The 21,689-nt window shown below is 72.7% G+C and carries 16 protein-coding genes; 13 read left to right on the top strand and 3 right to left on the bottom strand.

The genetic code is table 11. From position 1 onward, the window contains the following. The first annotated feature begins 24 nt into the window (after positions 1-24). The gene (locus tag AB0G74_RS16050; RefSeq protein WP_361146015.1) at positions 25-450 is read left to right on the top strand and encodes an arsenate reductase ArsC; all 426 of its coding nucleotides are present in this window, start codon (positions 25-27) and stop codon (positions 448-450) included. A 25-nt stretch (positions 451-475) separates the two neighbouring features. On the opposite strand, the gene AB0G74_RS16045 is transcribed toward AB0G74_RS16050, so the two are convergent. After that, positions 476-1,261, bottom strand: coding sequence for an alpha/beta hydrolase (locus AB0G74_RS16045; RefSeq protein WP_361146012.1), 786 nt, complete (start codon positions 1,259-1,261; stop codon positions 476-478). A gap of 140 nt (positions 1,262-1,401) precedes the next feature. Next, a complete protein-coding gene (locus AB0G74_RS16040; protein ID WP_361146009.1) occupies positions 1,402-2,028 on the bottom strand; it encodes a TetR/AcrR family transcriptional regulator in 627 nt (208 codons plus the stop codon). A gap of 53 nt (positions 2,029-2,081) precedes the next feature. Between AB0G74_RS16040 and AB0G74_RS16035 the strand changes: the two genes are divergently transcribed. Next, on the top strand, positions 2,082-2,720 hold the full coding sequence (locus AB0G74_RS16035; protein WP_361146006.1) for an NAD(P)H-binding protein: 639 nt from the start codon (positions 2,082-2,084) through the stop codon (positions 2,718-2,720). Positions 2,721-2,810: 90 nt separating this feature from the next. Here the strand turns inward: AB0G74_RS16035 and AB0G74_RS16030 are convergent, their stop codons facing one another. Beyond that, positions 2,811-3,596, bottom strand: coding sequence for a trypsin-like serine protease (locus AB0G74_RS16030; protein ID WP_361146003.1), 786 nt, complete (start codon positions 3,594-3,596; stop codon positions 2,811-2,813). A 188-nt stretch (positions 3,597-3,784) separates the two neighbouring features. Here AB0G74_RS16030 and AB0G74_RS16025 point away from each other — a divergent pair, with 188 nt between their 5' ends. The 11 genes from AB0G74_RS16025 to AB0G74_RS15975 all read left to right on the top strand — a co-directional run bounded on the left by AB0G74_RS16025 (position 3,785) and on the right by AB0G74_RS15975 (position 21,688). Beyond that, a complete protein-coding gene (locus AB0G74_RS16025; RefSeq protein WP_361146000.1) occupies positions 3,785-4,468 on the top strand; it encodes a response regulator transcription factor in 684 nt (227 codons plus the stop codon). 722 nt (positions 4,469-5,190) lie between these two features. Further along, the gene (locus AB0G74_RS16020) at positions 5,191-6,678 is read left to right on the top strand and encodes a sugar transferase (protein WP_361145997.1); all 1,488 of its coding nucleotides are present in this window, start codon (positions 5,191-5,193) and stop codon (positions 6,676-6,678) included. A 73-nt stretch (positions 6,679-6,751) separates the two neighbouring features. Then, positions 6,752-8,068, top strand: coding sequence for a nucleotide sugar dehydrogenase (locus tag AB0G74_RS16015; RefSeq protein WP_361145994.1), 1,317 nt, complete (start codon positions 6,752-6,754; stop codon positions 8,066-8,068). Beyond that, positions 8,058-9,329, top strand: coding sequence for a glycosyltransferase family 4 protein (locus tag AB0G74_RS16010; protein ID WP_361145991.1), 1,272 nt, complete (start codon positions 8,058-8,060; stop codon positions 9,327-9,329). Before AB0G74_RS16015 ends, AB0G74_RS16010 begins: the two co-directional genes overlap by 11 nt. After that, the gene (locus tag AB0G74_RS16005; protein WP_361145988.1) at positions 9,319-10,689 is read left to right on the top strand and encodes a polysaccharide biosynthesis protein; all 1,371 of its coding nucleotides are present in this window, start codon (positions 9,319-9,321) and stop codon (positions 10,687-10,689) included. The genes AB0G74_RS16010 and AB0G74_RS16005 overlap by 11 nt, the downstream gene beginning before the upstream one ends. Further along, positions 10,686-12,260, top strand: coding sequence for a Wzz/FepE/Etk N-terminal domain-containing protein (locus tag AB0G74_RS16000; RefSeq protein WP_361145985.1), 1,575 nt, complete (start codon positions 10,686-10,688; stop codon positions 12,258-12,260). Before AB0G74_RS16005 ends, AB0G74_RS16000 begins: the two co-directional genes overlap by 4 nt. 15 nt (positions 12,261-12,275) lie before the next feature. Beyond that, positions 12,276-14,210, top strand: a complete 1,935-nt coding sequence (gene asnB / locus AB0G74_RS15995) for an asparagine synthase (glutamine-hydrolyzing) (protein ID WP_361145981.1) — start codon at positions 12,276-12,278, stop codon at positions 14,208-14,210. Positions 14,211-14,245: 35 nt separating this feature from the next. After that, entirely contained in the window at positions 14,246-16,675 is a 2,430-nt protein-coding gene (locus AB0G74_RS15990) for a bi-domain-containing oxidoreductase (protein ID WP_361145979.1), read from the top strand. Next, positions 16,672-18,717, top strand: coding sequence for an alginate lyase family protein (locus tag AB0G74_RS15985; RefSeq protein WP_361145977.1), 2,046 nt, complete (start codon positions 16,672-16,674; stop codon positions 18,715-18,717). Before AB0G74_RS15990 ends, AB0G74_RS15985 begins: the two co-directional genes overlap by 4 nt. Before the next feature lie 123 nt (positions 18,718-18,840). Next, a complete protein-coding gene (locus tag AB0G74_RS15980; RefSeq protein WP_361145974.1) occupies positions 18,841-20,364 on the top strand; it encodes a right-handed parallel beta-helix repeat-containing protein in 1,524 nt (507 codons plus the stop codon). Between the two features lies 1 nt (position 20,365). After that, on the top strand, positions 20,366-21,688 hold the full coding sequence (locus tag AB0G74_RS15975) for an O-antigen ligase domain-containing protein (protein ID WP_361145972.1): 1,323 nt from the start codon (positions 20,366-20,368) through the stop codon (positions 21,686-21,688). Position 21,689 lies beyond the last annotated feature (1 nt).

Below are 21,689 nucleotides of genomic sequence, written 5' to 3'. Positions count from 1 at the left end.
CGCCCGGAGACGAGAGAGCCCGCCGTGCCCGACACCCCAGGTCCCGAGCCGTCCGTCCTCTTCGTCTGCGTCCACAACGCAGGCCGCTCCCAGATGGCCGCCGCCTGGCTCGCCCACCTCGCCCGGGGCCGGGTCGAGGTCCGTTCCGCGGGCTCGGCCCCGGCCGCCGAGGTCAACCCGGCGGCCGTCGCCGCCATGGCCGAGGCCGGTATCGACATCTCCGCCGAGACCCCGAAGATCCTCACCGTCGACGCCGTCCGTGAATCCGATGTCGTCATCACCATGGGCTGCGGCGACACCTGCCCCGTCTTCCCCGGCAAGCGCTACCTCGACTGGGCCCTCGACGACCCCGCCGGACAGGGCGTCGACGCCGTCCGCCCCATCCGCGACGAGATCGAACGCCGCGTCCGCGCCCTGCTGGCCGAACTGGACCCGGGGCACACGGCCTGACCGCTCGGACGGACCCGCCCGCGGATCAGCCGTTCGTGCCGGGGGTGAACGGGGCCAGGAAGTTCTCGATCCGGGCGAGGAGGGCGAGCGGGGTCTCGTCGATGGCGTAGTGCCCGGTGTCGGGGAGTACGTCGAGAGTGCCCCGGGGGTAGTGCCGGAGCCAGGTGGCGCGCAGGGCGTCGGCGGAGATCGCGGGGTCGTGGGCCCCGGCGAGGGCGAGGGCGGGTACGGAACTGCCCCGGACGAGCGGGGAGAAGTCCTCCCCAGCCCAGTCGGGGAGGTACGCGGCGAAGGCTTCGCGGTCGGAGTTGGCGAGGGAGAGCCGGACCATGTGGTCCAGCCAGGGGCCCGGCAGCCGGTCGCCGGTGGTGGTGCTGATGATGGCCCGCCGTGCGTCGGGATCGTCGGCGGCGGAGGCGAAGAACCGCCGGGCGGCGTCGTCGAGTCCGGCGCCCGAGGCGGGGACGGGCGAGATGCCCACCAGGGCCCGTACCCGGTCCGGCGCGAGGGCCAGGACGTGCTGGGCCGCCTTGCCGCCCATGGAGTGCCCGACCAGGGAGAAGGTGTCCCAGCCCAGATGGCCGGCCAGGGCGAGGGCGTCGCGGGCGATCCGTTCGGTGGTGTACGGGCCGGGCAGCCCGCGCGCCTCGCCGTAGCCCCGCTGGTCCATCGCGGCCCAGGTGAAGCCGCCGGTGTCCAGGTACGGGAAGAGCGGCAGATAGCTGCTCCGGTCGGAGAACCAGCCGTGCAGGGCGATGACTCCGTGGCGGCCCGAGCCGTGGAGCGTATGCGGGGCGACGGCGTTCCTCATGACGTACTCCTGTCTCGGCTGACTCCGGTACGGGTGAACCGGGTTCGGCCCCATCAGGTTGTGGCCGGGGACGCGGCGCTGTCCACAGGGCCCGGATCTCCCGGCGGGCGACGCGATCCGGTGGCCGGGGCGGGGGCGCGTCAGGAGGGGCCGGTGTCGGGGAGCAGTCCGTGCAGCAGGGTACGGACGAGGTCCGCCGCGAACTCCTCGGTGGACCGCGGCGGCGGCATGCCCTCGTCGGCGTCGTACACGAAGGCGCGCTGGGAGCAGGCGCCGAGGAGGAGCGCCGCCGCCGCGTCCGGGTCGGTGTCGGGGCGCAGGGCGCCGCGGTCGCGTTCCGCGCGGAGATACCGGGCGAGAGCCACCAAGGGGATGTGCGGGCCCTGGCCTAGTTCCCGTACGCCCTCGAAGTGCCGCTTCTTGAGGGCGGGTTCGGCGAAGAGGGAGGCGGCCAGGGGAAGGCTCTGCCGGTAGAAGCGGACCGCGTGTTCGGCGACGCGGGTGAGGTTGTGCGCCACGCCGAGGGTGCCGGGGTCCCGGCCCAACTCGTCCAGCAGGGGGTTGAGACGGGGCAGCCGGTCCCGCAGCACCCGGACGAAGATCTCCTCCTTGCTGCGGTAGTGCTTGTAGAGCGCCGCCTCGGAGCAACCGGCCTCGCGCGCGATCTCCTTGGTCGTGGTGCGGGCCAGTCCCGCCGTGCGCAGCAGATGTTCGGCGGCGTCGACGATCCGTTCGCGGGTGGGGCGGGTTGACTCCGGAGTGGGCATTCACTCACCCTATAGGTGAGTGAGTACTTACCCACCCAGGGAGAGGCGACACCATGCGGTACACGGTCTTCGGGGCGACCGGCGGCACCGGCCGACAGCTCGTACGGCAGGCGCTCGACGCCGGACACGAGGTCACCGCGGTCGTCCGCGATCCCCGGCGGCTGCCCGACCGGGAGCGGGCGGGGCTTCGGATCGTCGTCGCCGATATCACCGACCCGGCGGCGCTGCGCCCGGCCGTCGCGGGACACGACGCAGCGCTCTCGGCGCTCGGCGCGCCGAACAACAAGGCCGCGGGGATCGCCTCCGCCGGGACCCGGGCGATTCTCCGGGCCCTCGATACGGAGGGGGTGCGGCGTTTCGTCGCGGTGAGCGCCACGCCGGTCGGGCCGCCCCCGGAGGGGGAGGGCGTGCTGTACCGCCGGGTGGTGCTGCCGCTGGTGCGCCGGGCCTTCCGGGAGGTCTATGCCGATCTGGCGGTGATGGAGGACGAGATCCGGGCCGCGGGCGCGGAGTGGACGGTGGTCCGGCCGCCGAGGCTGACGGACCGGCCGTTGACGGGGGAGTACCGGACCCGGATCGGCGGAGCGGTGCCCGGCGGCCTCACCGTGGGCCGGGCGGATCTGGCGCACGCGGTGCTCGCGCTGGCCGTGGATCCGGCGGCGGTACGGGAGGTGGTGGGAGTCGCGTCCTGACCCGGGCGGGGACCAGGGGCCGTACGGCTCGGGACCGGGGCGGGGGCCGCCCCCTCGGCCCGGTCCCGAGCGTGCCGGGGGCGGGGCCGGTCAGGCCGTCCGGGGCCCGGAGCCGTACGGCCGCTTCACGGTCCGGTCGATCCATTTCCGGTACTGGGCCACGTCGGTGAAGGAGGAGATCGCCAGGGTGTCGGTATTGATACCGGACGATACGACCCCGGCGAGCCGCCAGCCCTTGCCGGACGACCGTACGACCAGCGGGCCGCCGGAGTCGCCGGGCCCGCTGCCGCGGTACCGCTCGTCCTCGAAGCGGAGTTTGTCCCTGACCTTCGCGCGCAGCGGCAGTTGGAGCTGTTGGAGCCGCTCCGGGACGCAGACCGCGTCGGCGCAGGTGTTGCCCCAGCCCAGCAGCCGGGCCGGGGTGCCGGTCGCCGGTGTCGTGCCGTTGAGCGGTACGGGCCGCTCGCGGACCGGTTTCTCCAGTTCGAGCAGGGAGAGGTCGGGGCCGGAGATCTCGGTCTCCGTGGCCTTGGCGTCGGGGTGATGGACGATCCTCTTGATCCTGGCGACGGTGCCGCCCCGGCCGGTGGCCGGGCTGCCGATCCGCAGGTGTATCGCGTCCTTCGGGACGGCGCCGTCGGCCACGCAGTGGAACGCCGTCAGGACCCACCTGTCGTCGATCAGCGTGCCGCCGCAGAACGCGCCGTCCTTCGTCTGGAGGGAGACCATCCAGCTCTCCGGTGCGGGAACGTCCTCCCCTCCGACGACGGCATGGGCCGGGGCGGCCAGCGCCACGACCCCGGCGAGGGCCGTGAGGGCGGTGAGGGAGCCGGTGGCCGCGGTGGCCCGGCCGGTCCGTTTCCTGGTGAGTCGCATGTCATGTGCCTCTCTCGGTCGGATGGTTGTGGCCGCCCCGGGGCAGAGCCCGGCCGTTTACCGATGGTGACGGTGACGGCGACAGGGGGCGGCCGGACCGGAGTTCGTTCTAGTGGCGATGGGCGTTTCGTCGCCTTATCCGTTCTTCCATACGCGGATGAAAGGGGGGTCTGAGATAGGAAGGAGACATGCGGGTACTGCTGGTGGAGGACGAGGAACACCTGGCGGAGCGGGTCGCCGGGAGGCTGCGGCGCGACGCGATCGCGGTGGATGTGGCGTACGACGGGACGGGGGCGCTGGCGAAGCTGGAATCCCGCGACTACGACGTGGTCGTGCTCGACCGGGAGCTGCCGGGCGTCCACGGTGACGAGGTGTGCCGGTGGATGGTCGAGCGCCGGCTGCCGTCCCGGGTGCTGATGCTGACGGCGTGCGGGACCGTAGCGGAGCGGGTCGGAGGGCTGGCGCTGGGCGCGGACGACTGTCTGCCGAAGCCCTTCGAGTACGCCGAACTGCTGGCCCGGGTCCTCGCCCTGGGCCGCCGGGTGCATCCGGCCCTGCCGCCGGTGATCGAGCACGCCGGTCTCGTGCTGGACACCGCCCGCCGCCAGGCCACCCGGCACGGCCGGTTACTCCCCCTGACCCGGAAGGAGCTGGCGGTACTGGAGGTTCTGCTCGGGGCGAGTGGTATCGCCGTGAGCCATGACGATCTCCTCGAACAGGTCTGGGAGGAGAGGACCGGCTACCGCACCAACGCGATACGGATCACCATCAGCAAGCTCCGCGCCAAGCTCGGGGCCCCGCCGGTCATCGACACCGTTCCCGGTCTCGGCTACCGAATAGCCCAGGATCCCCGGGCGAGCCGGGCCCGGTGACGGCGCGTCCGCCGGGCCGGGGGGTCCGCGAGGCTCCGGATTCCTCCGCCTGCCGGGCGCGCCGGGGCCCCGACGGGCGGTGTCCCGGCCGTCTCCGTCGTCCGCCTTCGCTCCGTATCGACGGACCGGGCGCGTGATGGCGGCTTCGACGGCACCCGTTCCTCACGGCCGGAACCGGCTCGCGGCGCGGGTGTCGGTACCCCGCTGAGCGGGCGTCTTCGCAGGTCACATGACATGTCCTCGTCGGAGAGGTGTCCCCGATTGGTGACCGACTGGTGGAGCTTATTTCAAAGCTTGACCACAAGTTGTCCACATCCCCTCTCCATCCCGGCCGCGATGGTCTAGATTGACCGTGCTTCAGGCGTTCGGGCAGGAGACGAACGCTAATGATCTATAGATCCGGCGCTATGGACGGTGGTTGTCGCGTCCCGGCGCCGGGCCCGGAAGTGTTCGATTTCTGGGGCCCGGGAGGGTACGTCGGGTGCGGGGAGCATCCGGGGTTTTCAACGGGCTCCGCGCACCTTGTGAACCCGGCGGGGCCGACAGGCCCCGCCGTTGGACGGGCTGTTCGAAAAGCGCCGTAACGGCGGTGACGTCATATGCGGAAGGCGGGGGCCTTCCGCTGGGGGAATGACGGCATGCCACGGGGAGGCGGGGGCCTCCCCGTGGCCGAGCACAGTGTCAGGTGAGCACATCGGATTGTCGGCTACCTGGGGGGTTCTGTGGAGCAGGGGGGATTAGTCAACCCGTTGAAGGCCGGGCCGTCCGCGCACGGTCGGCTGGCGAACGGGACCATCAGCGACTCGGCGATCGACTGGGAGGAACGGTACCGCCGTACCGTGATCACCAGCGATACCCTCGCCACCGCCTTCGTGGTGGCGTCGATCGGTAATTTCTTCGGATCGCGGGACGCGGCGAACTGGCACGAGAAATGGGGAATTCTCGCCTTCGGCACCGAGCTGCTGATTCTGGGCGCGCTCGCGGTGAGCCGGTCATGGGCACCGGCCGTACTCGGTCAGGGCGCCGAGGAATTCCGCCGGCTCGGCCGCGCGCTCTTCGCCGCGGCCGTCGTTCTGGCGCTCGGCGGGATCGCCCTCACCTCGCGCAATATCAAGCTCTGGATTTTCGTCGCGATCCCCGCGATCGCCCTCGTCACCATGACCGCGCGGTATCTGCTCCGGCTCAGGCTGCACAAACAGCGGAAGGAAGGGGAGTGCCTGCGGCCCGTACTCGCCGCCGGAAGCCCGGAGACCGTACGCGATCTGATCACCCGGGCCCGTAAGTTCCCGCACCTCGGCTGGCGCGTGGACGCGGTATGCACCACCGACGGCCACGGGCTCGACGGCGACCAGCTGGACGGAGTGCCGGTCGTCGGCCGACTGGCGGACGTCGCCGACCACATCCGCCGGGACGGCTACCGGGTCGTCGCCATCACCCCGGATCCCCACTGGTCACCGGAGCGGCTGCAACGGCTGGCCTGGAATCTGGAGGGCAGCGACGCCGAGATGGTGGTGGCGCCCGTACTGATGGAGGTGGCCGGGCCGCGGCTCCATGTCGACGCGGTACTCGGCATCCCCCTGTTACGGGTCAGCATGCCGACCTTCACCGGCGGCAGACGGGCCGTCAAAGCCGTCGTCGACCGGATGGGCGCCGCGATCCTGCTGCTGGTCTTCGCGCCGCTGATGGTCCTCGTCGGACTGCTCGTCCTCGCCGACAGCCGGGGCGGGGCGTTCTACCGCCAGCGCCGGGTCGGCAAGGACGGCCGGGAGTTCACCATTCTGAAATTCCGCACCATGATCGCCGGGGCCGACCGGGCCCGCGCGGCGCTGGCCGACCGCAACGAGGGCGCCGGTCTGCTCTTCAAGCTCCGCCGGGATCCGCGGGTGACCCGGGTGGGAGCCGTGCTGCGCCGGTACTCGATCGACGAGCTGCCGCAGCTGTTCAACGTACTCACCGGATCGATGTCGCTGGTCGGCCCGCGCCCGCCGCTGCCGGAGGAATCCGCCGCGTACGGCCCCGACATCAGACGCCGGCTGCTGGTCAAGCCCGGACTCACCGGCCTGTGGCAGATCAGCGGACGGAGCGATCTGCCTTGGGACGAGGCGGTCCGGCTGGACCTCCGCTATGTGGAGGACTGGTCGCTCGCCCTGGACACGGTGATCTTGTGGAAGACGCTGCGCGCGGTGGTCCACGGGCAGGGGGCCTACTGATGTACGGGGAACGTCGTCGGGCCGGTGTGCGGACGGCAGGCCGCCAGGGCCTGCCCGGGCGGAGGGACAGGGCATGAGGGTCAGCGTTTTCGGGCTCGGCTATGTGGGCTGTGTATCGGCCGCTTGCCTGGCCGAGCTGGGGCACGAGGTCATCGGAGTCGACGTCAACCAGGTCAAGGTCGACCTGGTCAATGAGGGCAAGGCCCCGGTGGTCGAGGAACGGATCGGCGAGCTGATCGCCGGGGTCGTCGGATCCGGGGCGCTGCGCGCCACCACCGACGTCCGCGAGGCGATCGAGGGCAGCGAGATCTCCCTGATCTGCGTCGGTACGCCGTCGGAGCCCAACGGCAGTCTGTGCACCACCTATCTGGAGCGGGTCACCGAGCAGATCGGCGCCGCGATCGCCGAACGGGGCGGCCGGCAGACCGTGGTCTTCCGCAGCACCATGCTCCCGGGTACCTGTATGAATCTGCTGGTCCCGATCCTGGAGAAGAGCGCGGGCGGCACCGCCGGGGTGGACTTCGGGGTCGCCGTCAATCCGGAGTTCCTGCGCGAGGGCACCAGCGTGCGGGACTTCTTCGACCCGCCCAAGACCGTCATCGGCCAGCTCGGTCCCGCCGACGGCGACGCGGTGGCGGCGCTCTACGAGGGCTTACCCGGCGAGGTGTTCCGGGTGCCCGTGCCGACGGCCGAGGCGATCAAATACGCGGACAACGCCTTCCACGGCCTCAAGATCGGCTTCGCCAATGAGCTGGGCGCGGTCTGCCAGGCACTCGGCGTCGACTCGCACCAGGTGATGGACGTCTTCCTGGCCGACCGCAAACTCAACATCAGCCCCGCCTATCTGCGGCCCGGCTTCGCCTTCGGCGGCTCCTGCCTGCCCAAGGACTTACGCAGCCTGGTCCACGCCGCGCAACGGGCCGATGTCTCGGTACCCATCCTGGCCCATGTCCTGCCCTCCAACTCCGCCCATCTGCAGCGCGCCGTCGAACTGGTCGAACGGACCGGCAAGCGCCGGGTCGGACTCCTCGGCCTCTCCTTCAAACCCGGCACCGACGACCTCCGCGAAAGCCCCCTGGTCGAGCTGGCGGAGCGGCTCTTCGGCAAGGGCTACGACCTGCGGATCCACGACGCCAATGTGAGCCTCTCCCGGCTGCTCGGCGCCAACCGCGAATACATCGAGACCCGGCTGCCGCATCTGGCGCAGCTGCTCGCGGACTCCGTCGCCGAGGTCCTCGAACACGCCGAGGTCTGCATCGTCGGCACCAGCGATCCGGCCGTGTTGTCGGGGCTGCCGCACGGTGAGGGCCCCGTACTGATCGACCTCGTCCGCCTTCCCGACGCCGAGGCGCGCCGGGCCGAACCGGGGTACATGGGCCTTGCTTGGTGAACCGAACGGCGGCGACCGCGTGAAACGACGCGCCCTGATCCTGGTGGAGAACCTGTCGGTGCCGTTCGACCGGCGGGTATGGCAGGAGTGCACGACCCTGCGCGACGCGGGCTGGGAAGTGCATGTCATCTGCCCCCGCGGCACCAAACGGGACACCGAACCCGAGATCGAGATCGACGGGATCCGGATCCTCCGCTATCCGCTGCGGGCGGCCACCGGAGGCCCGGCCGGCTATCTGCGGGAGTACGGATCGGCGCTCTGGCACACCACCCGGCTGGCCCGCAGGGTCGGCCCGGTCGATGTCGTCCACGCCTGCAACCCGCCCGATCTCCTCTTCCTGCCCGCCCTCCGGCTGAAGCGCCGGGGCGCCCGGTTCGTCTTCGACCAGCACGACCTGGTCCCCGAGCTGTACCTCTCCCGCTTCGACCGGGGCGAGGACCTGCTCTACCGGGCCGTTCGCGCCCTGGAACGGCTGACGTACCGGGTCTCCGACATCGTCATCGCCACCAACGAGAGCTACCGGGAGGTCGCGATCCGCCGCGGCGGGCGGCGCCCCGAGGACGTCTTCGTGGTCCGCAGCGCGCCGGTGACCGACCGGTTCCAGCCGGTGCCGCCCGAGCCCGGGTTGAAGCGCGGCAAACCGCATCTGCTCTGCTATCTCGGCGTCATGGGCCCCCAGGACGGGGTCGACTACGCCCTGCGGGCCCTGGCGAAGCTCCGCGACGAACAGGGCAGGACCGACTGGCACGCCGTCTTCATCGGCTCCGGCGACGCCTTCGACGCCATGGTGGAGCTCTCCCGGCGACTCGGGCTCTCCGACCAGGTGGAGTTCACCGGCCGGATCCCCGACGCCGACCTGGTCCGCTGTCTCTCCACCGCGGACGTCTGTCTCTCGCCCGACCCGTGCAATCCGCTCAACGACGTGTCGACCATGAACAAGGTCCTGGAGTACATGGCGATGGGCCGGGCCATCGTCTCCTTCGACCTCAAGGAGGCCAGGGTCTCCGCCGGGGACGCCGCCGTCTACGCCCCCGACGACGACGAGGCCGAGTTCGCCCGGCTGATCGCCCTGCTGCTGGACGACCCCGACCGGCGCGCCCGGATGGGCCGGATCGGCCGGGAACGGGTCGACGGGCCGCTGTCCTGGCGGAATTCGCAGACGGCGCTGCTCGCCGCCTATGCCGCTGCCGTCCGGGAGAACCCCGCCGTACCGGCGGGCGATCAGGCCGGAAAGGGAAGTGGCCGCGCTCTTGACCGATGACACGATCCGCCTGGCGACGATCGGGCGGCTGCTCCGGCTGCGCTGGCGGCTGCTCACCGTCCTCGCCGTGGTGGGTGCCATCCTCGGCTACGGCACCTCGGCGCTCTTCCCGCCGCGCTACACCTCGTCGGCGTCGGTCCTGCTGCCGGGGCAGTGGGAGGAGCGCGAGCTGCTCACCCAGGTGGAGATCGCGACCAGTTCGGCGGTGGTCGACCGGACGGCCGCCGCGCTCGGCTGGCCGGGCGTCGGCGGCGGCGAACTGCGGGACCGGGTGAGCGCCGGTACCACCGACGGGAACATCATCAGGATCTCCGGTACGGCCGAGACCCCGGAACGGGCCCGGCAGCTCGCCGACCGGGTGGCCCAGCAGTTCATCGGCTTCGCCGCCCGGATCGCGGGCGACGACACCGAGTCCGACGCGGCCACGGGCCCCGAGGCGCTGCGGCGGAAGGTGGCGGAGACCAACCGCCGGATCACCGAACTCGCCGAGGCGGCCGACCCGGGGCGCAGCGTGGAGAGCGTGCAGGCCCGTACGGCGCTGGAGAAGCTGCGTACCGCATTGGAAGAGGCGATGAGAAAGCTGGAGGAAGCCGACCCGGCGGCCAACAAGGCGGGCATGGTCGTGATGGGGCCCGCGACCCGGCCGGCCGGGGAGGCCCCGCCCACCAGGACCCAGCTGATCGCCGCCGGGGCCGTACTGGCCGTACTGCTCGCGGTCGTCGTCCAGCTCACCGCCGCCCGGATGAACCGCAGACCGCGCACCGAACCGGAGATCGCCGCGGCGCTGGGGTCCACCCCGCTGGGCACCGTCGACGTCCCCGGCGAACGGGTCGCGGACGCGCCGGGACCCGCAGGCCGGGGAGCCCTGATCCGCCGGCTGCTCGGTATCGACACCCGGTGGGACGTACCGGCCCCGCACACCTCGGGGGACGAGGCCAGCCGCGGGATCCGCTACCGGCGGGTGTGCGCCCGGCTCCGGGAGCGGCTGCCCGCCCCCCGCCGGCTGCTGGTCGTCGTCCCGGACGGGGACGAGATCGCCGCCCTGGCCGCCGGACGGCTCGTCGCCGAGGCCGACGCCGATCCCCGGCTCCGGATGGTCCGGGTCCCGGCCGACCGGCCGATGGTGCCCGACCGCGACACCGAGTCCGGAGCCCTGATCGTGCTGACCGCCGGAAGCCGGACCCCGGGTGAGCTGACCGCGATCGCCGAGGCGTGCGCGGACGGCGGACACGAGATCGTCGGCGTCGTCGTGGCGGGCCCGGTCCGGGACCGTACGGCACGCCCCGCGGGCCGGACCGCCGCCGAGGACCCCGCTCCGGCCCTCGCGGCGGGCGGCCGCACGACGGGAGAGCCGGTGTGACGACACGTACGACCCCACTACCACTGCCACCACCGTCCGACGCCGCCTCCCCCCTGCTGGACCTCCACGCACTGGTGGTGGCGGTCCGCAGACGCCGCCGCCTCTGGTCGTCGGTGGCGCTGCTCGGGCTGCTGGCCGGGGTCGCCGTCGCGGTCCTGCTGCCACCGCCGCCGACCGCCACGACCACGGTGCTCGTCGCCCACCAGGAGGACCATCCCAACGACACCGGCACCCTGATTCGTACCGATGTCGCGCTCCTCGGGACCACCCGGATCGCGGCCGAGGCCCTGAAGGCCCTCAAGTCCACCGAGGATCCCGAGGAGTTCATGGGCCGGTACCGGGCCGCCGGAATCACCAACAACCTGCTCCGGATCGAGGCCGAGGGCGCCGACGACACCCAGGCTGTGGCCCGGGCGCAGGCGCTGGCCGACGCGTTCGTCGCCGACCACGTCCGGCGGATGCGGGAGGCCGCCGCCGCCGAGGCCGACGCCCTGCTCGAACAGCGCGACCGGATGCGGGAGGAACTGGCCCGGGTCAACGCGGCCATCGGGAAGCGGGCGCCGGAGAGCGCCCCCGAGTCGGCGGCGAGCACCGAATCGCTCTACGCCCGCCGGGCCGAACTGAACTCCCGGATCGCCGACTTCGACCAGCGCGCCGCCGAGGCCCGTACCGGCACGCCCCGGGTCGTCGCCGGAACCCGGATCGTGGACGGCCCGCGCGCCGTCCGGTACTCCCTGCCGAGAACCGCCGTCACCAACGCCGCCATCGGACTCGTTCTCGGGCTGGTCGTCGGACTGGCCTGGGCCGCGGTCGGCACCGTGGTCGCCGACCGGCCCGTACTGCGCCGGGAGATCGCGGCCCACCTCGGAGCCTCGGTGATCGCCGAGCTGCGCCGCGCTCCCCGCCTCCCGGTCCTGCCCTGGCGGCGCCGGGGCGTCCGGGCGGAGCGGGACCGGCTCACTGCCACCCTGGCCCGTACCGTACGCGGCTCCGCGGAACCGGTCTCGCTGCTGGAACTGGGCTGCGCGCGCGGCACGGGCCGGATCGCCCTCGGCCTCGCCCGGGAGCTGGCCGACGACGGCCCGGTCGTCCTCGTCGACGGGCTGCCCGGCAAGGAGCTGGCCGACAGCCGCCGAACGCCGGAGGACCCGGCCGTGGTCGGCGGCGAGGCCGCCGAGTCCGTACCGCCGCGGACCCGCCGGATCGGGGTCGGCTCCGTCGCGCCCGGTACGGCCTGGACCGACCTGCGCCATCTGGGCCACCGGGCCGTCCTGGTGGTACGCGCCGGGCACGGCAGCGCGGCCTGGCTGCACACCGTGGCCCGGCAACTCGCCGACCAGCGCGTCCCGGTGATCGGGGTGGTGCTGATCGACCCCGATCCCCGGGACAGGACCGACGGCACGCTGTGGGACGGAACCCCCACCGCGCCGGTCGGCGCCCAGGAGCGGCCCGCTCCCCGGAACGGGACCGGCCGGCCGCTGACCGAGCGGCAGGCGCCGCAGAACCAGACGGGCCGGCCGCGGACGGAGCGGCCGCCCAGGCCCGCCGCGCGGGTCCCGGACAGCGACTAGGAGGCGCGGTAGAACATGTGTGGCATCGCAGGCGCATACCGATGGCCGGACGGGCGGGCCGTCACCGACCGGCTCACCGACGTCCTCGCCCACCGGGGACCCGACGGGGCGGGCCGGTACAGCCATCCGGCCGGTGACGGGGAGGTCCACCTCGGGCACCGCAGACTGGCCGTGATCGACCTCTCCGAGACCGGCGCGCAGCCGATGGTCTCGGACGGCCTCGCCCTGACGTACAACGGCGAGCTGTACAACGCGCCCGAACTCCGTACCGAACTGGCCGCCGCCGGGGTGCGCTTCCGCGGCACCTCCGACACCGAGGTCCTGCTGGAGGCGTGGCGCCGCTGGGGCACGGACTGCCTGCCCCGGCTGCGCGGCATGTTCGCGTTCGCGGTCTTCGACGAGCGGACCGGGGAGCTGGTACTCGCCCGCGACCAGCTCGGCGTCAAGCCGCTGTTCGTCCTGCGGCGCGGCGACGGCCTGCTCTTCGCCTCCGAACTGAAGGCACTGGCCGCCGTGTCCGGCGGCACACTGGAGGTCGACCACGCGGCCCTGGTGGCGTCCCTCCTCTACTACTGGGTACCCGACTCCCGCTGCGCCTTCCGCGAGGCGGAGAAGCTGCCGCCGGGGAGCTGGCTGCGCTGCCGCCCCGACGGCCGGATCGAGCGCGGCCGGTACTGGAACCTGCGGGACGTCGCCGCCGAGGCCCGCGACCGGGCCGACGCGGGCGATTATCCGGACGTGGCCGCCGTGGTCGCGGAGTCCACCCGGCGCCATCTGCTCTCCGACGTACCGGTGGCGACGTTTCTCTCCGGCGGGCTCGACTCCAGCTATCTGACCGCCCTGGCCGCCCGCGACCGGCCCGGGATCTCCGCCTACACCATCGGATTCCGGGCCGAGGACGCCCGGTTCGAGGCCATGCCGGACGATCTGCGCTACGCCCGGCAGGTGGCCCGCCGGTTCGGGGTCGAACTGCACGAGATCGAGATCGCGCCCAAGGTGCTCGATCTGCTGCCGAAGATGACGTACCACCTGGACGAGCCGATCGGCGACCCGGCCGCGATCAACACCTATCTGATCTGCTCGGCCGCCCGGGACGCCGGGGTCAAGGTGATGCTCTCCGGGATGGGCGCCGACGAACTGTTCGCCGGCTACCGCAAGCATCTGGCCAATCTGCTCGCCCTGCGCTACCAGCGGATCCCGGGGCCTCTGCGGCGCGGTCTGTCCGGGGCCGTGGACCGGCTGCCGGTCGCGTCGGCCCGCCGGGGCTACCGGTCGGTGCGGTTCGCCAAACGGTTCCTCTCCTTCGCCGATCTGCCGGAGGAGACCGCCTTCCGGCGCAGCTACACCATGTACGACCGGGACGAGCTGCTCGCCCTGGTCGATCCGGACCTGGCCGGGACGGTCGAGGACGTCCTCACCGAACACGCCGACGTCTACCGGGACAACGACCTCGACGACTTCGTTAACCGGATGTGCCTGGGCGATACCCGGATGTTCCTGCCGGGCCTCAACCTCGCCTACACGGACCGGTCGAGCATGGCGGCCTCCACCGAGGTACGGGTGCCGTACGTCGACGTCGAGGTGGTCAAGGCGGCCTTCGCCGTACCCGGCGACCGCAAGATCGTCGGACGGCAGGGCAAGGCCGTACTCAAGGAGGCGGCCACCTCGATCCTGCCCCGGGAGATCGTCTACCGGCCCAAGGGCCTCTTCAGCGCGCCGCTGCGGGCCTGGATGAGCCGGGATCTGGCGCCGCTGGTCCGCGAGGTGATCCATGACGGCGTACTGGTCCGATCCGGGCTGCTGCGCCGGGACGCGCTGGCCCGGCTGGCCGCCGAGGACGCCGCCGGACAGCGGGACTTCTCCAAGCATCTCTGGCATGTGCTGACCCTGGAGTACTGGTATCGCGGCGCGACCTCCGAGGCGGGCCGGGCCCCTTCCCTGACGGCGTAGAGACCGAGCGGACAACCAAGACAAGAGGGACTTCGGTGAAACAGGTCGTACAGAACTACAAGAGCGGCGAGCTGGCGCTGCTCGACGTGCCGGTGCCGGGGTGCAAGCCGGGCGGTGTGCTGGTCCGCAGCGGCTACTCGCTGATCTCCACCGGCACCGAGCTGATGAAGGTGTCCGAGGCCGGGATGTCGATGCTGGGCAAGGCCCGCTCCCGGCCGGACCAGGTGGCGAAGGTGGTGCAGAGCGTCGCCACCAACGGGGTGGGGCCCACCTACCGCAAGGTGATGGGCAAGCTGGACTCCTACACCCCGCTGGGCTATTCGCTGTGCGGGGTGGTCGAGCGGGTCGGTACCGGGATCGACGACGTGGCCGTCGGCGACCTGGTGGCCTGCGCGGGCAACGAGCACGCGCTGCACGCCGAACTGAACTGGGTGCCGAGGAATCTCTACGCCCGGGTCCCGGACGGACTCGCGCCCCGCCACGCCGCCTTCGGCACCGTCGGGGCGATCGCGATGCAGGGCGTCCGCCGGGGCGAACCGCAGCTCGGCGAGGTGGCGCTGGTCATCGGCCTCGGCCTGATCGGACAGCTCGTGGCGCAGCTGCTGACGGCCTCGGGCGCGGTCGTGGTCGGCGCCGACCCGGATCCGGCCCGCTGCGAGCTGGCCGAGAGGCTGGGCGCCGCGGCCTGCGGCGATCCCGGCTCCACGGCCGTGGAGCGGGCCGTCGCCGAACTCACCGGCGGCCACGGAGTGGACCAGGTGTATCTGGCCGCGGGCGGAGGCAGCAACCAGCCCGTGGAGCTGGCCGCCCGGCTGAGCCGGGACCGGGGCCGGGTCGTCGACATCGGCAAGTGCCGGCTGGACCTGCCCTGGAACGCGTACTACGAGAAGGAGCTGGACGTCCGGTTCTCCCGCTCCTACGGCCCCGGGCGCTACGACCCCGAGTACGAGCTGGAGGGGCGCGACTACCCGATCGGCTACGTCCGCTGGACCGAGCGCCGCAATCTGGCCTGCTTCCTCGATCTGATCGCCCGGGGGCGGATCGACGTGGAGCCCCTGATCTCCCATATCGCGGACTTCGGTACCGCCGTGGAGACGTACCGGCGGCTGAAGGACGGCGATCTGAAGGCCGTCGCGGTGCTCTTCCGGTACCCGGGGGACACGGGGACGACGGCGGACACCGGGCACGCGGAACCGGCCGGGACGGATGCCGGGACCGCCGGGCAGACCGGAGAGACCGGGCAGACCGGGCCGACGACGGATGCCGGGGCCGCCGCGGAGTCCGAGGACACGGGGGCCGCCGGAGCGGACGGGACCGCCCGGGAGACGGGGGACACCTCCGACACCTCCGACGCCCGCGACACCTCCGGCGCCCCGGAGACCCCGAACGTCTCGGACACCGCCCCGGCCGCCCCCGTACGGCCCCCGGCGGCGACCGCCCCCGGGGCGAAGGGCTCCGGCGCCCGGACCGCCGTCCGGGCCAGGGCCGCCGGGGCGCCGGTCCGGCTGGCGTTCGTCGGCGCGGGGAACTACGCGACGTCGATGCTGCTGCCGCATCTGACCCGGCGCGACGGCGTCAACCTGTCGACGGTCGTCACCACGACGGCGCTCTCCGCGGCCAACGCCCGCCACAAGTTCGGCTTCGCCGCGGCGACCACCGATCTCGACGCCGTACTCGGCGATCCCGCGATCGACGCGGTCTTCGTGGTCACCCGGCACAGCTCGCACGCCGAACTGACCCGCCGGGCCCTGCTCGCGGGCAAGACGGTCTTCGTCGAGAAGCCGCTGGCGCTCGGCCGGGACGAACTGGCCAAGGTGCTCGCCGCGGTGGACGAGTCCGGCAACGACCGGCTCCAGGTCGGCTTCAACCGCCGGTTCGCCCCCCTGCTCCGCCAGGCCCGGGGCCGGTTCGGCACCCGTAGCGGACCGGCGAACGTCCGGTACCTCGTCAACGCGGGCCGACTGGATCACGGCAGCTGGTATCTGCGGCAGTCGACCGAGGGCTCACGGTTCACCGGCGAGGGCGGACACTTCGTCGACACGGTGAGCTGGCTGCTCGGCGCCGACCCCGTCTCGGTGTACGCGACCGCCACCCCCGGCCACGCCGATCTGCAGGTCGTCCTCGGCTATCCGGACGGCTCCACCGCCACCATCGGCTATGTCACCACCGGTCCCTCCGGCTTCCCCAAGGAGACCCTGGACCTGGTCGCGGACGGCCGGGCGCTCCGGCTCGACGACTTCGTCCGCGCCTCGGTGTACGGCCGCAAGCGGTGGACCGGACCGAGGATCGCCAAGGCCCGGGACAAGGGCCAGCGCGCCCAGCTCGACGCGTTCCTCACGGCCGTACGGACCGGCGGGCCGATGCCGATACCGCTGGAGTCGCTGGCCGCGACCACGGCGGCCACCCTCGCCGTACCGGAGGCGCTGGCCACCGGCGCGCCGGTGACCCTGGCGAGGACACCATGACCATGACCGCGGGCTGGTATCTGCGGCGGCTGTCCCGGATGGGGCCGCGGGAGATCGGCGGCCGGGCGGGCGACACGCTCCGCAGACGGCGGTGGCGGGCGGCGTCACCGGAGGCCCCGGTCACCCGGGGCGCCCGGTTCACCGCCGTACTGCCCGCCGGGACGATCGAGGGCATCCCCGCGGACGCGGTGAAACGACTGGTCGCCGACGCGGACCGGCTGCTGGCCGGGCACGCCCGGTTCTTCGGCGTCGACCGCGACGACCTGGCCGACCCGGACTGGTGCTACGACCCGAAGACCGGCCGCCGCGCCCCGGACGGCTACGCCTTCGACGTCCCGTACCGGGACGAGGACGCGGTCGGCGACATCAAACAGATCTGGGAGCCGTCCCGGCACCAGTACCTGACCGTGCTCGCCGCCGCCTACGCCGTCACCGGCGACGAGCGGTACGCCGAACGGGTCGCCGCCCATCTGAGGTCCTGGTGGACGGCGAATCCGCCGCTGCGCGGAGTGCACTGGGTCAGCGGTATCGAGCTGGGGATCCGGCTGATCTCCTGGGTCTGGATCCGCCGCCTCCTCCACGGCTGGCCCGGCGCGGCCGGACTCTTCGAGGACAACCCGGTGGCGCTCGGGCAGATCTGGCACCACCAGCGCTGGCTGACCGCCTTCCCCAGCCGGGGATCGTCGGCGAACAACCATGTCATCGCCGAGACGGCCGGACAGGCGGCGGCGGCCTGCGCGTTCGGATGGTTCCCCGGTTCGGCGCGGCTGCGGGCCGAAGCGCTGCGGTCGCTCGACCGGGAGCTGCGGAACAACACCTTCGGCTCCGGCCTCAACCGCGAACTGGCCACCGAGTACCACGGCCTGGTGCTGGAGCTGGGCCTGGCGGCGGTGGCCGAGGCGGACGCGGCACGGGTGCCGGTCCCCGGTACCCTCCGGCGGGAGCTGCTGCGGATGACCGACGCGCTCGCCGCCGTCGTCGACAGCCGATTACGGCCACCGCGCCAGGGCGACGCCGACGACGGGCACGGCCTGGTCGTGGACGGTACGGGGACCGACCGCTGGGGCTCCCTTCTGGCCACCGGGGACGCCGTCTTCGGCCGGCTCGACTGGTGGCCCGAGGTGACCGGGACCGATGTCCGCACCCCGCTGCTGGCCGCGCTGATCCGGCCCCCGGCACCGGCAGCGGCCGGGGGCCGCCCGGCGGTCCGGCCCGCTCACTTCGCCGACGCGGGCCTGACCGTACTGCGCGCCCCCGGGGACACGGGGGAGATCTGGTGCCGCTGCGACGGCGGCCCGCACGGCTTCCTCTCCATCGCCGCGCACGCCCACGCGGACGCGCTCTCCGTGGAGGTCCGGCACGACGGGGTCGACATCCTCGCCGACCCGGGGACGTACTGCTATCACGGGCAGCCCGAGTGGCGGCGGTACTTCCGGTCGACCATCGGCCACAACACCCTGGAACTGGACGGCACCGACCAGTCCGGCTCGGGCGGCCCGTTCCTGTGGCTCCGGCAGGCCCGCAGCCGGGTGCTGGCCGTGGACACCCCCGACGCGGGCCCGGCCCGCTGGTCCGCCGAACACGACGGATACGGGCGCTCCGCGCACCGGCGCCGGGTGGAACTGGACGCCGCCGCCCGGGAGCTGCGGGTGGTCGACGAGGTAAGGGGACCCCGCCGGGCCGCCCGGCTGGCGTTCCACCTCGGCCCGGCGGTCACCGCGGAGCTGGTGGGGAACCGGGCGCTGCTGACCTGGTCCCGGGACGGCGAGAACCGCTCGGCGGTACTCGAACTGCCCGGGGAGCTGGACTGGCGGGCGCACCGGGGCGAGACCGATCCGCCGCTGGGCTGGTACTCGGCGGGTTTCGGCCGCCGGGAGCCCGCCACGACGCTCATCGGCACCGGGCCGGCCGGAGGCACAGGCCCCACCGGACCCACAGCACCCACCCGACCCACGGGGCAGCCCGGGTCGTCCGGGTCGCCCGGCGAGTTCGTCACCGTACTCCGCTTCCGCGACTCCCCTCGGCGGGGCGCGGACGACTGACGACACCGGAGCGGATCCCGGGCCCGGCGCCGCCGGGACCGGGAAACCGCCGCATCCGTACGAGAAGGCCGGACCGCGACTGCGGTGCCCGGCGACATCCGAAGAGACGACCAGGGAGGGCGCGTGGCGTTCAAGTGGCGGAACTGGGCGGTGCCGGTGGCGGCACCGGCCCTGCTGGCGACGGGCTGCGAGGGCCCGCAGGCCGTTCCGGCCCCGCCGACCGTCGCGCCGACGACCGCCGTGGCCCGCCCCCCGGCCCGGGTCTGCGACCGGCCCGCCGCCGGTCCCGTCCGGGCCCCGGCGGGCGCGGTCACGGTCGACCCCGGGGTGATCGGCGATCTGGCCGCCAAGACCCGGAGCAACCCCCCGAACACCACGTTCTGGCTCCGCCCCGGCGAGCACCGGCTGCCGCCGTACCGCTATGCCCAGGTCGTCCCCAAACGGGGCAACCGCTATCTGGGGGCGCCGGGCGCGGTCCTCGACGGGGCCCGGACCAACCAGTACGCGTTCGGCGGGACCGCCCCCGATGTCACCGTCCGTCAGCTGACCGTGCAGAACTTCGTCGCCCCGCACAACGAAGGCGTGGTCAACCACGACTCGGCCGACGGCTGGGTGATCGACCGGACGACGATCCAGCACAACTCGGGTGCCGGGCTGATGGCCGGGAACCGTCAGAGGGTCAGCGGCAGCTGTCTGCGCGACAACGGCCAGTACGGGATGAACGCGTACAAGGCCACCGGCCGGATCGGCGGTCTCGTGGTCGAGGGCAATGAGATCACGGGCAACAACACCGGCGACTGGGAGCGGCGGCGGCCGGGCTGCGGCTGTACCGGGGGAGTGAAGTTCTGGGCCGTCGACGGTGCCGACGTACGCGGCAACTGGGTCCACGACAACCGGGGCGCCGGGCTGTGGGCGGACACCAACAACAACGACTTCCTCATCGAGCGGAATCTGATCGAGGCCAATGACGGCGCCGCGTTGATCTACGAGACCAGCTACAACGCGGTCGTCCGGGAGAACACGATCCGCCGGAACAACCGGGTCGACGGCCGCCGCCACGCCGAACGCGGCGACGGCTTCCCCTTCGCCACCGTCTACGTCTCCGAGTCCGGCGGCGAACCACGGATCCGGGCCCGTACCGACAAGATCGAGATCTTTCGGAACGTCCTGGAGGACAACTGGTCCGGCATCACCCTCTGGGAGAACGCCGACCGGTTCTGCAACAGCCCCGCCAACACCTCCTCCGGGGACTGCACCCGCCTCGTCGACAAGCCCGGACGGTGCGTACGGCCGGGGATCGGCACCGCCCCGCTGTTCTCCGACTGCCGTTGGAAGACCCAGCGGGTGGAGATCCACGAAAACCGTTTCGTCCTCGACAAGTCCGCCGTCGGCTGCACGGTCAAATGCGACCGGATGGCGGTCCTGGCCAACTACGGCACCTTCCCGGACTGGTCGCCGTACCAGGGCGAGGGGGTCGCCCGGGCGATCACCCACGAGCAGCGCAACCGCTGGTACGACAATGTCTATCTCGGCCCCTGGCACTTCGTCGCCCACGACCCGAGCCGGGTACTCGACTTCGGGCAGTGGCAGAGCCTGCCGTACCAGCAGGACACCGGGAGCACCCTCGACCCGCGGGCCGGTGGCTGAGATGACCGGGGAGCCACGCCACGACGGACCACCGGGGACCACCGAAACCACCGGGACCACCGAAACCGCGGGGGCCGCGGGAACAGCCGGGACGGCGCGCCCCGGCCGGACCCCGAGGACAGTCGGGATCGTCTGGGCGCTGCTGATCCTCAACACGCTCGGCTCCGCCGGGGCGAAGACGGTCGTCCCGCTGCCCCGCTCCCTGATCCAGATGGTCACCATGGGCGCGCTGGTCGCCGCCTTCACCCTGGCGCTGGCCGTCAACCTCCGGCTGCGGATCCGGCCCAGCGCCTTCATGCTGCTGCTCACCCTGCTGCTGGTACCGAGCGTGATCTCCAGCCTGCAACTGGAGTCGGGGCTCGGCGCCCTGTTCCGCTGCGCCCGGCTGGGGCTGTTCGTCGGCACGCTCTGGCTGCTCACCCGCTGGTGGGGCGACGGACCGGCCTTCGTCCGCCACCACATCCGGATGTACTTCGCGGTCCTCGGCTCGGTGGTCGCCGGCGCGGCCGTCTCCCCGGGCGCCGCCATGCCCGAGCTGTACGGCGGGCGGCTGGTCGGCGCCCTGTGGCCGCTCACCCCGCCGCAGATCGGCCAGTACGCGGCCGTGATCACCGGGCTCACCGTACTGCTCGTCCTGGGCCGCAGGACCGACCGGCTCAGCGCCGTGGTGATCATCGTGCCGTCCCTGGTCCTGCTCGCCCTGACCCACACCAGAACGGCCACACTCGGTCTGCTGATCGGACTGACCCTGGCGATCGGCTCGCTCGTACTGACCAGCGCCGCCGCCCGCCGCCTCTTCACCTGGGCCGTGCTGGGCGCGGTGGTCGCGGCGGTCGGCTTCGCCTCCGCGCTCCGGGAGTGGTTTCTGCGCGGCCAGAGCCAGGAGAACTTCACCAGCCTCACCGGCCGGGCCAAGGTCTGGGACGCGCTGCTGTCCCAGGACCGGTCGACCCTCAAGGAGCTGTTCGGGGTGGGTCTTGGCGACAAGTCCTTCGGCGGGCTGCCGATCGACAACAGCTGGCTGGCCGTCTACCACGAACAGGGCCTGACCGGTCTCACCCTGGTCGCGGCGGCGATCGCCGTCCTCGGCGGCGTCGCCCTGCTGCGGCCCCCGTCCCTGCCCAGGGCCTGCGCCATCTTCCTGATCAGCTACTGCGCGATCGCGTCGTACACCGAGGCGGGCCTGGGCGACGCCTCGCCGTATCTGCTCCATCTCACCGTGGCCGCCGCCCTGCTGACGGTCCCCGCCGACGCGCCCCACCCGGCGCCCGCCACGCCCCGACGACAGATCCCGCGTTGGTCCCGGGACCGGAGGTATTCCTGAG

It is taken from the genome of Streptomyces sp. NPDC020875 (assembly GCF_040641415.1).
Taxonomy (GTDB): domain Bacteria; phylum Actinomycetota; class Actinomycetes; order Streptomycetales; family Streptomycetaceae; genus Streptomyces.
This window is presented reverse-complemented; position numbering and strand designations above follow the sequence as displayed.

What these genes read in the sequence shown, in the direction of transcription:
- AB0G74_RS15975 (WP_361145972.1), top strand. Translation starts at nt 20,366, where the DNA reads ATGACCGGGGAGCCACGCCACGACGGACCACCGGGGACCACCGAAACC.
- AB0G74_RS16040 (WP_361146009.1), bottom strand. Translation starts at nt 2,028, where the DNA reads ATGCCCACTCCGGAGTCAACCCGCCCCACCCGCGAACGGATCGTCGAC.
- AB0G74_RS16025 (WP_361146000.1), top strand. Translation starts at nt 3,785, where the DNA reads ATGCGGGTACTGCTGGTGGAGGACGAGGAACACCTGGCGGAGCGGGTC.
- AB0G74_RS16045 (WP_361146012.1), bottom strand. Translation starts at nt 1,261, where the DNA reads ATGAGGAACGCCGTCGCCCCGCATACGCTCCACGGCTCGGGCCGCCAC.
- AB0G74_RS15985 (WP_361145977.1), top strand. Translation starts at nt 16,672, where the DNA reads ATGACCATGACCGCGGGCTGGTATCTGCGGCGGCTGTCCCGGATGGGG.
- AB0G74_RS16030 (WP_361146003.1), bottom strand. Translation starts at nt 3,596, where the DNA reads ATGCGACTCACCAGGAAACGGACCGGCCGGGCCACCGCGGCCACCGGC.
- asnB (WP_361145981.1), top strand. Translation starts at nt 12,276, where the DNA reads ATGTGTGGCATCGCAGGCGCATACCGATGGCCGGACGGGCGGGCCGTC.
- AB0G74_RS16035 (WP_361146006.1), top strand. Translation starts at nt 2,082, where the DNA reads ATGCGGTACACGGTCTTCGGGGCGACCGGCGGCACCGGCCGACAGCTC.
- AB0G74_RS16015 (WP_361145994.1), top strand. Translation starts at nt 6,752, where the DNA reads ATGAGGGTCAGCGTTTTCGGGCTCGGCTATGTGGGCTGTGTATCGGCC.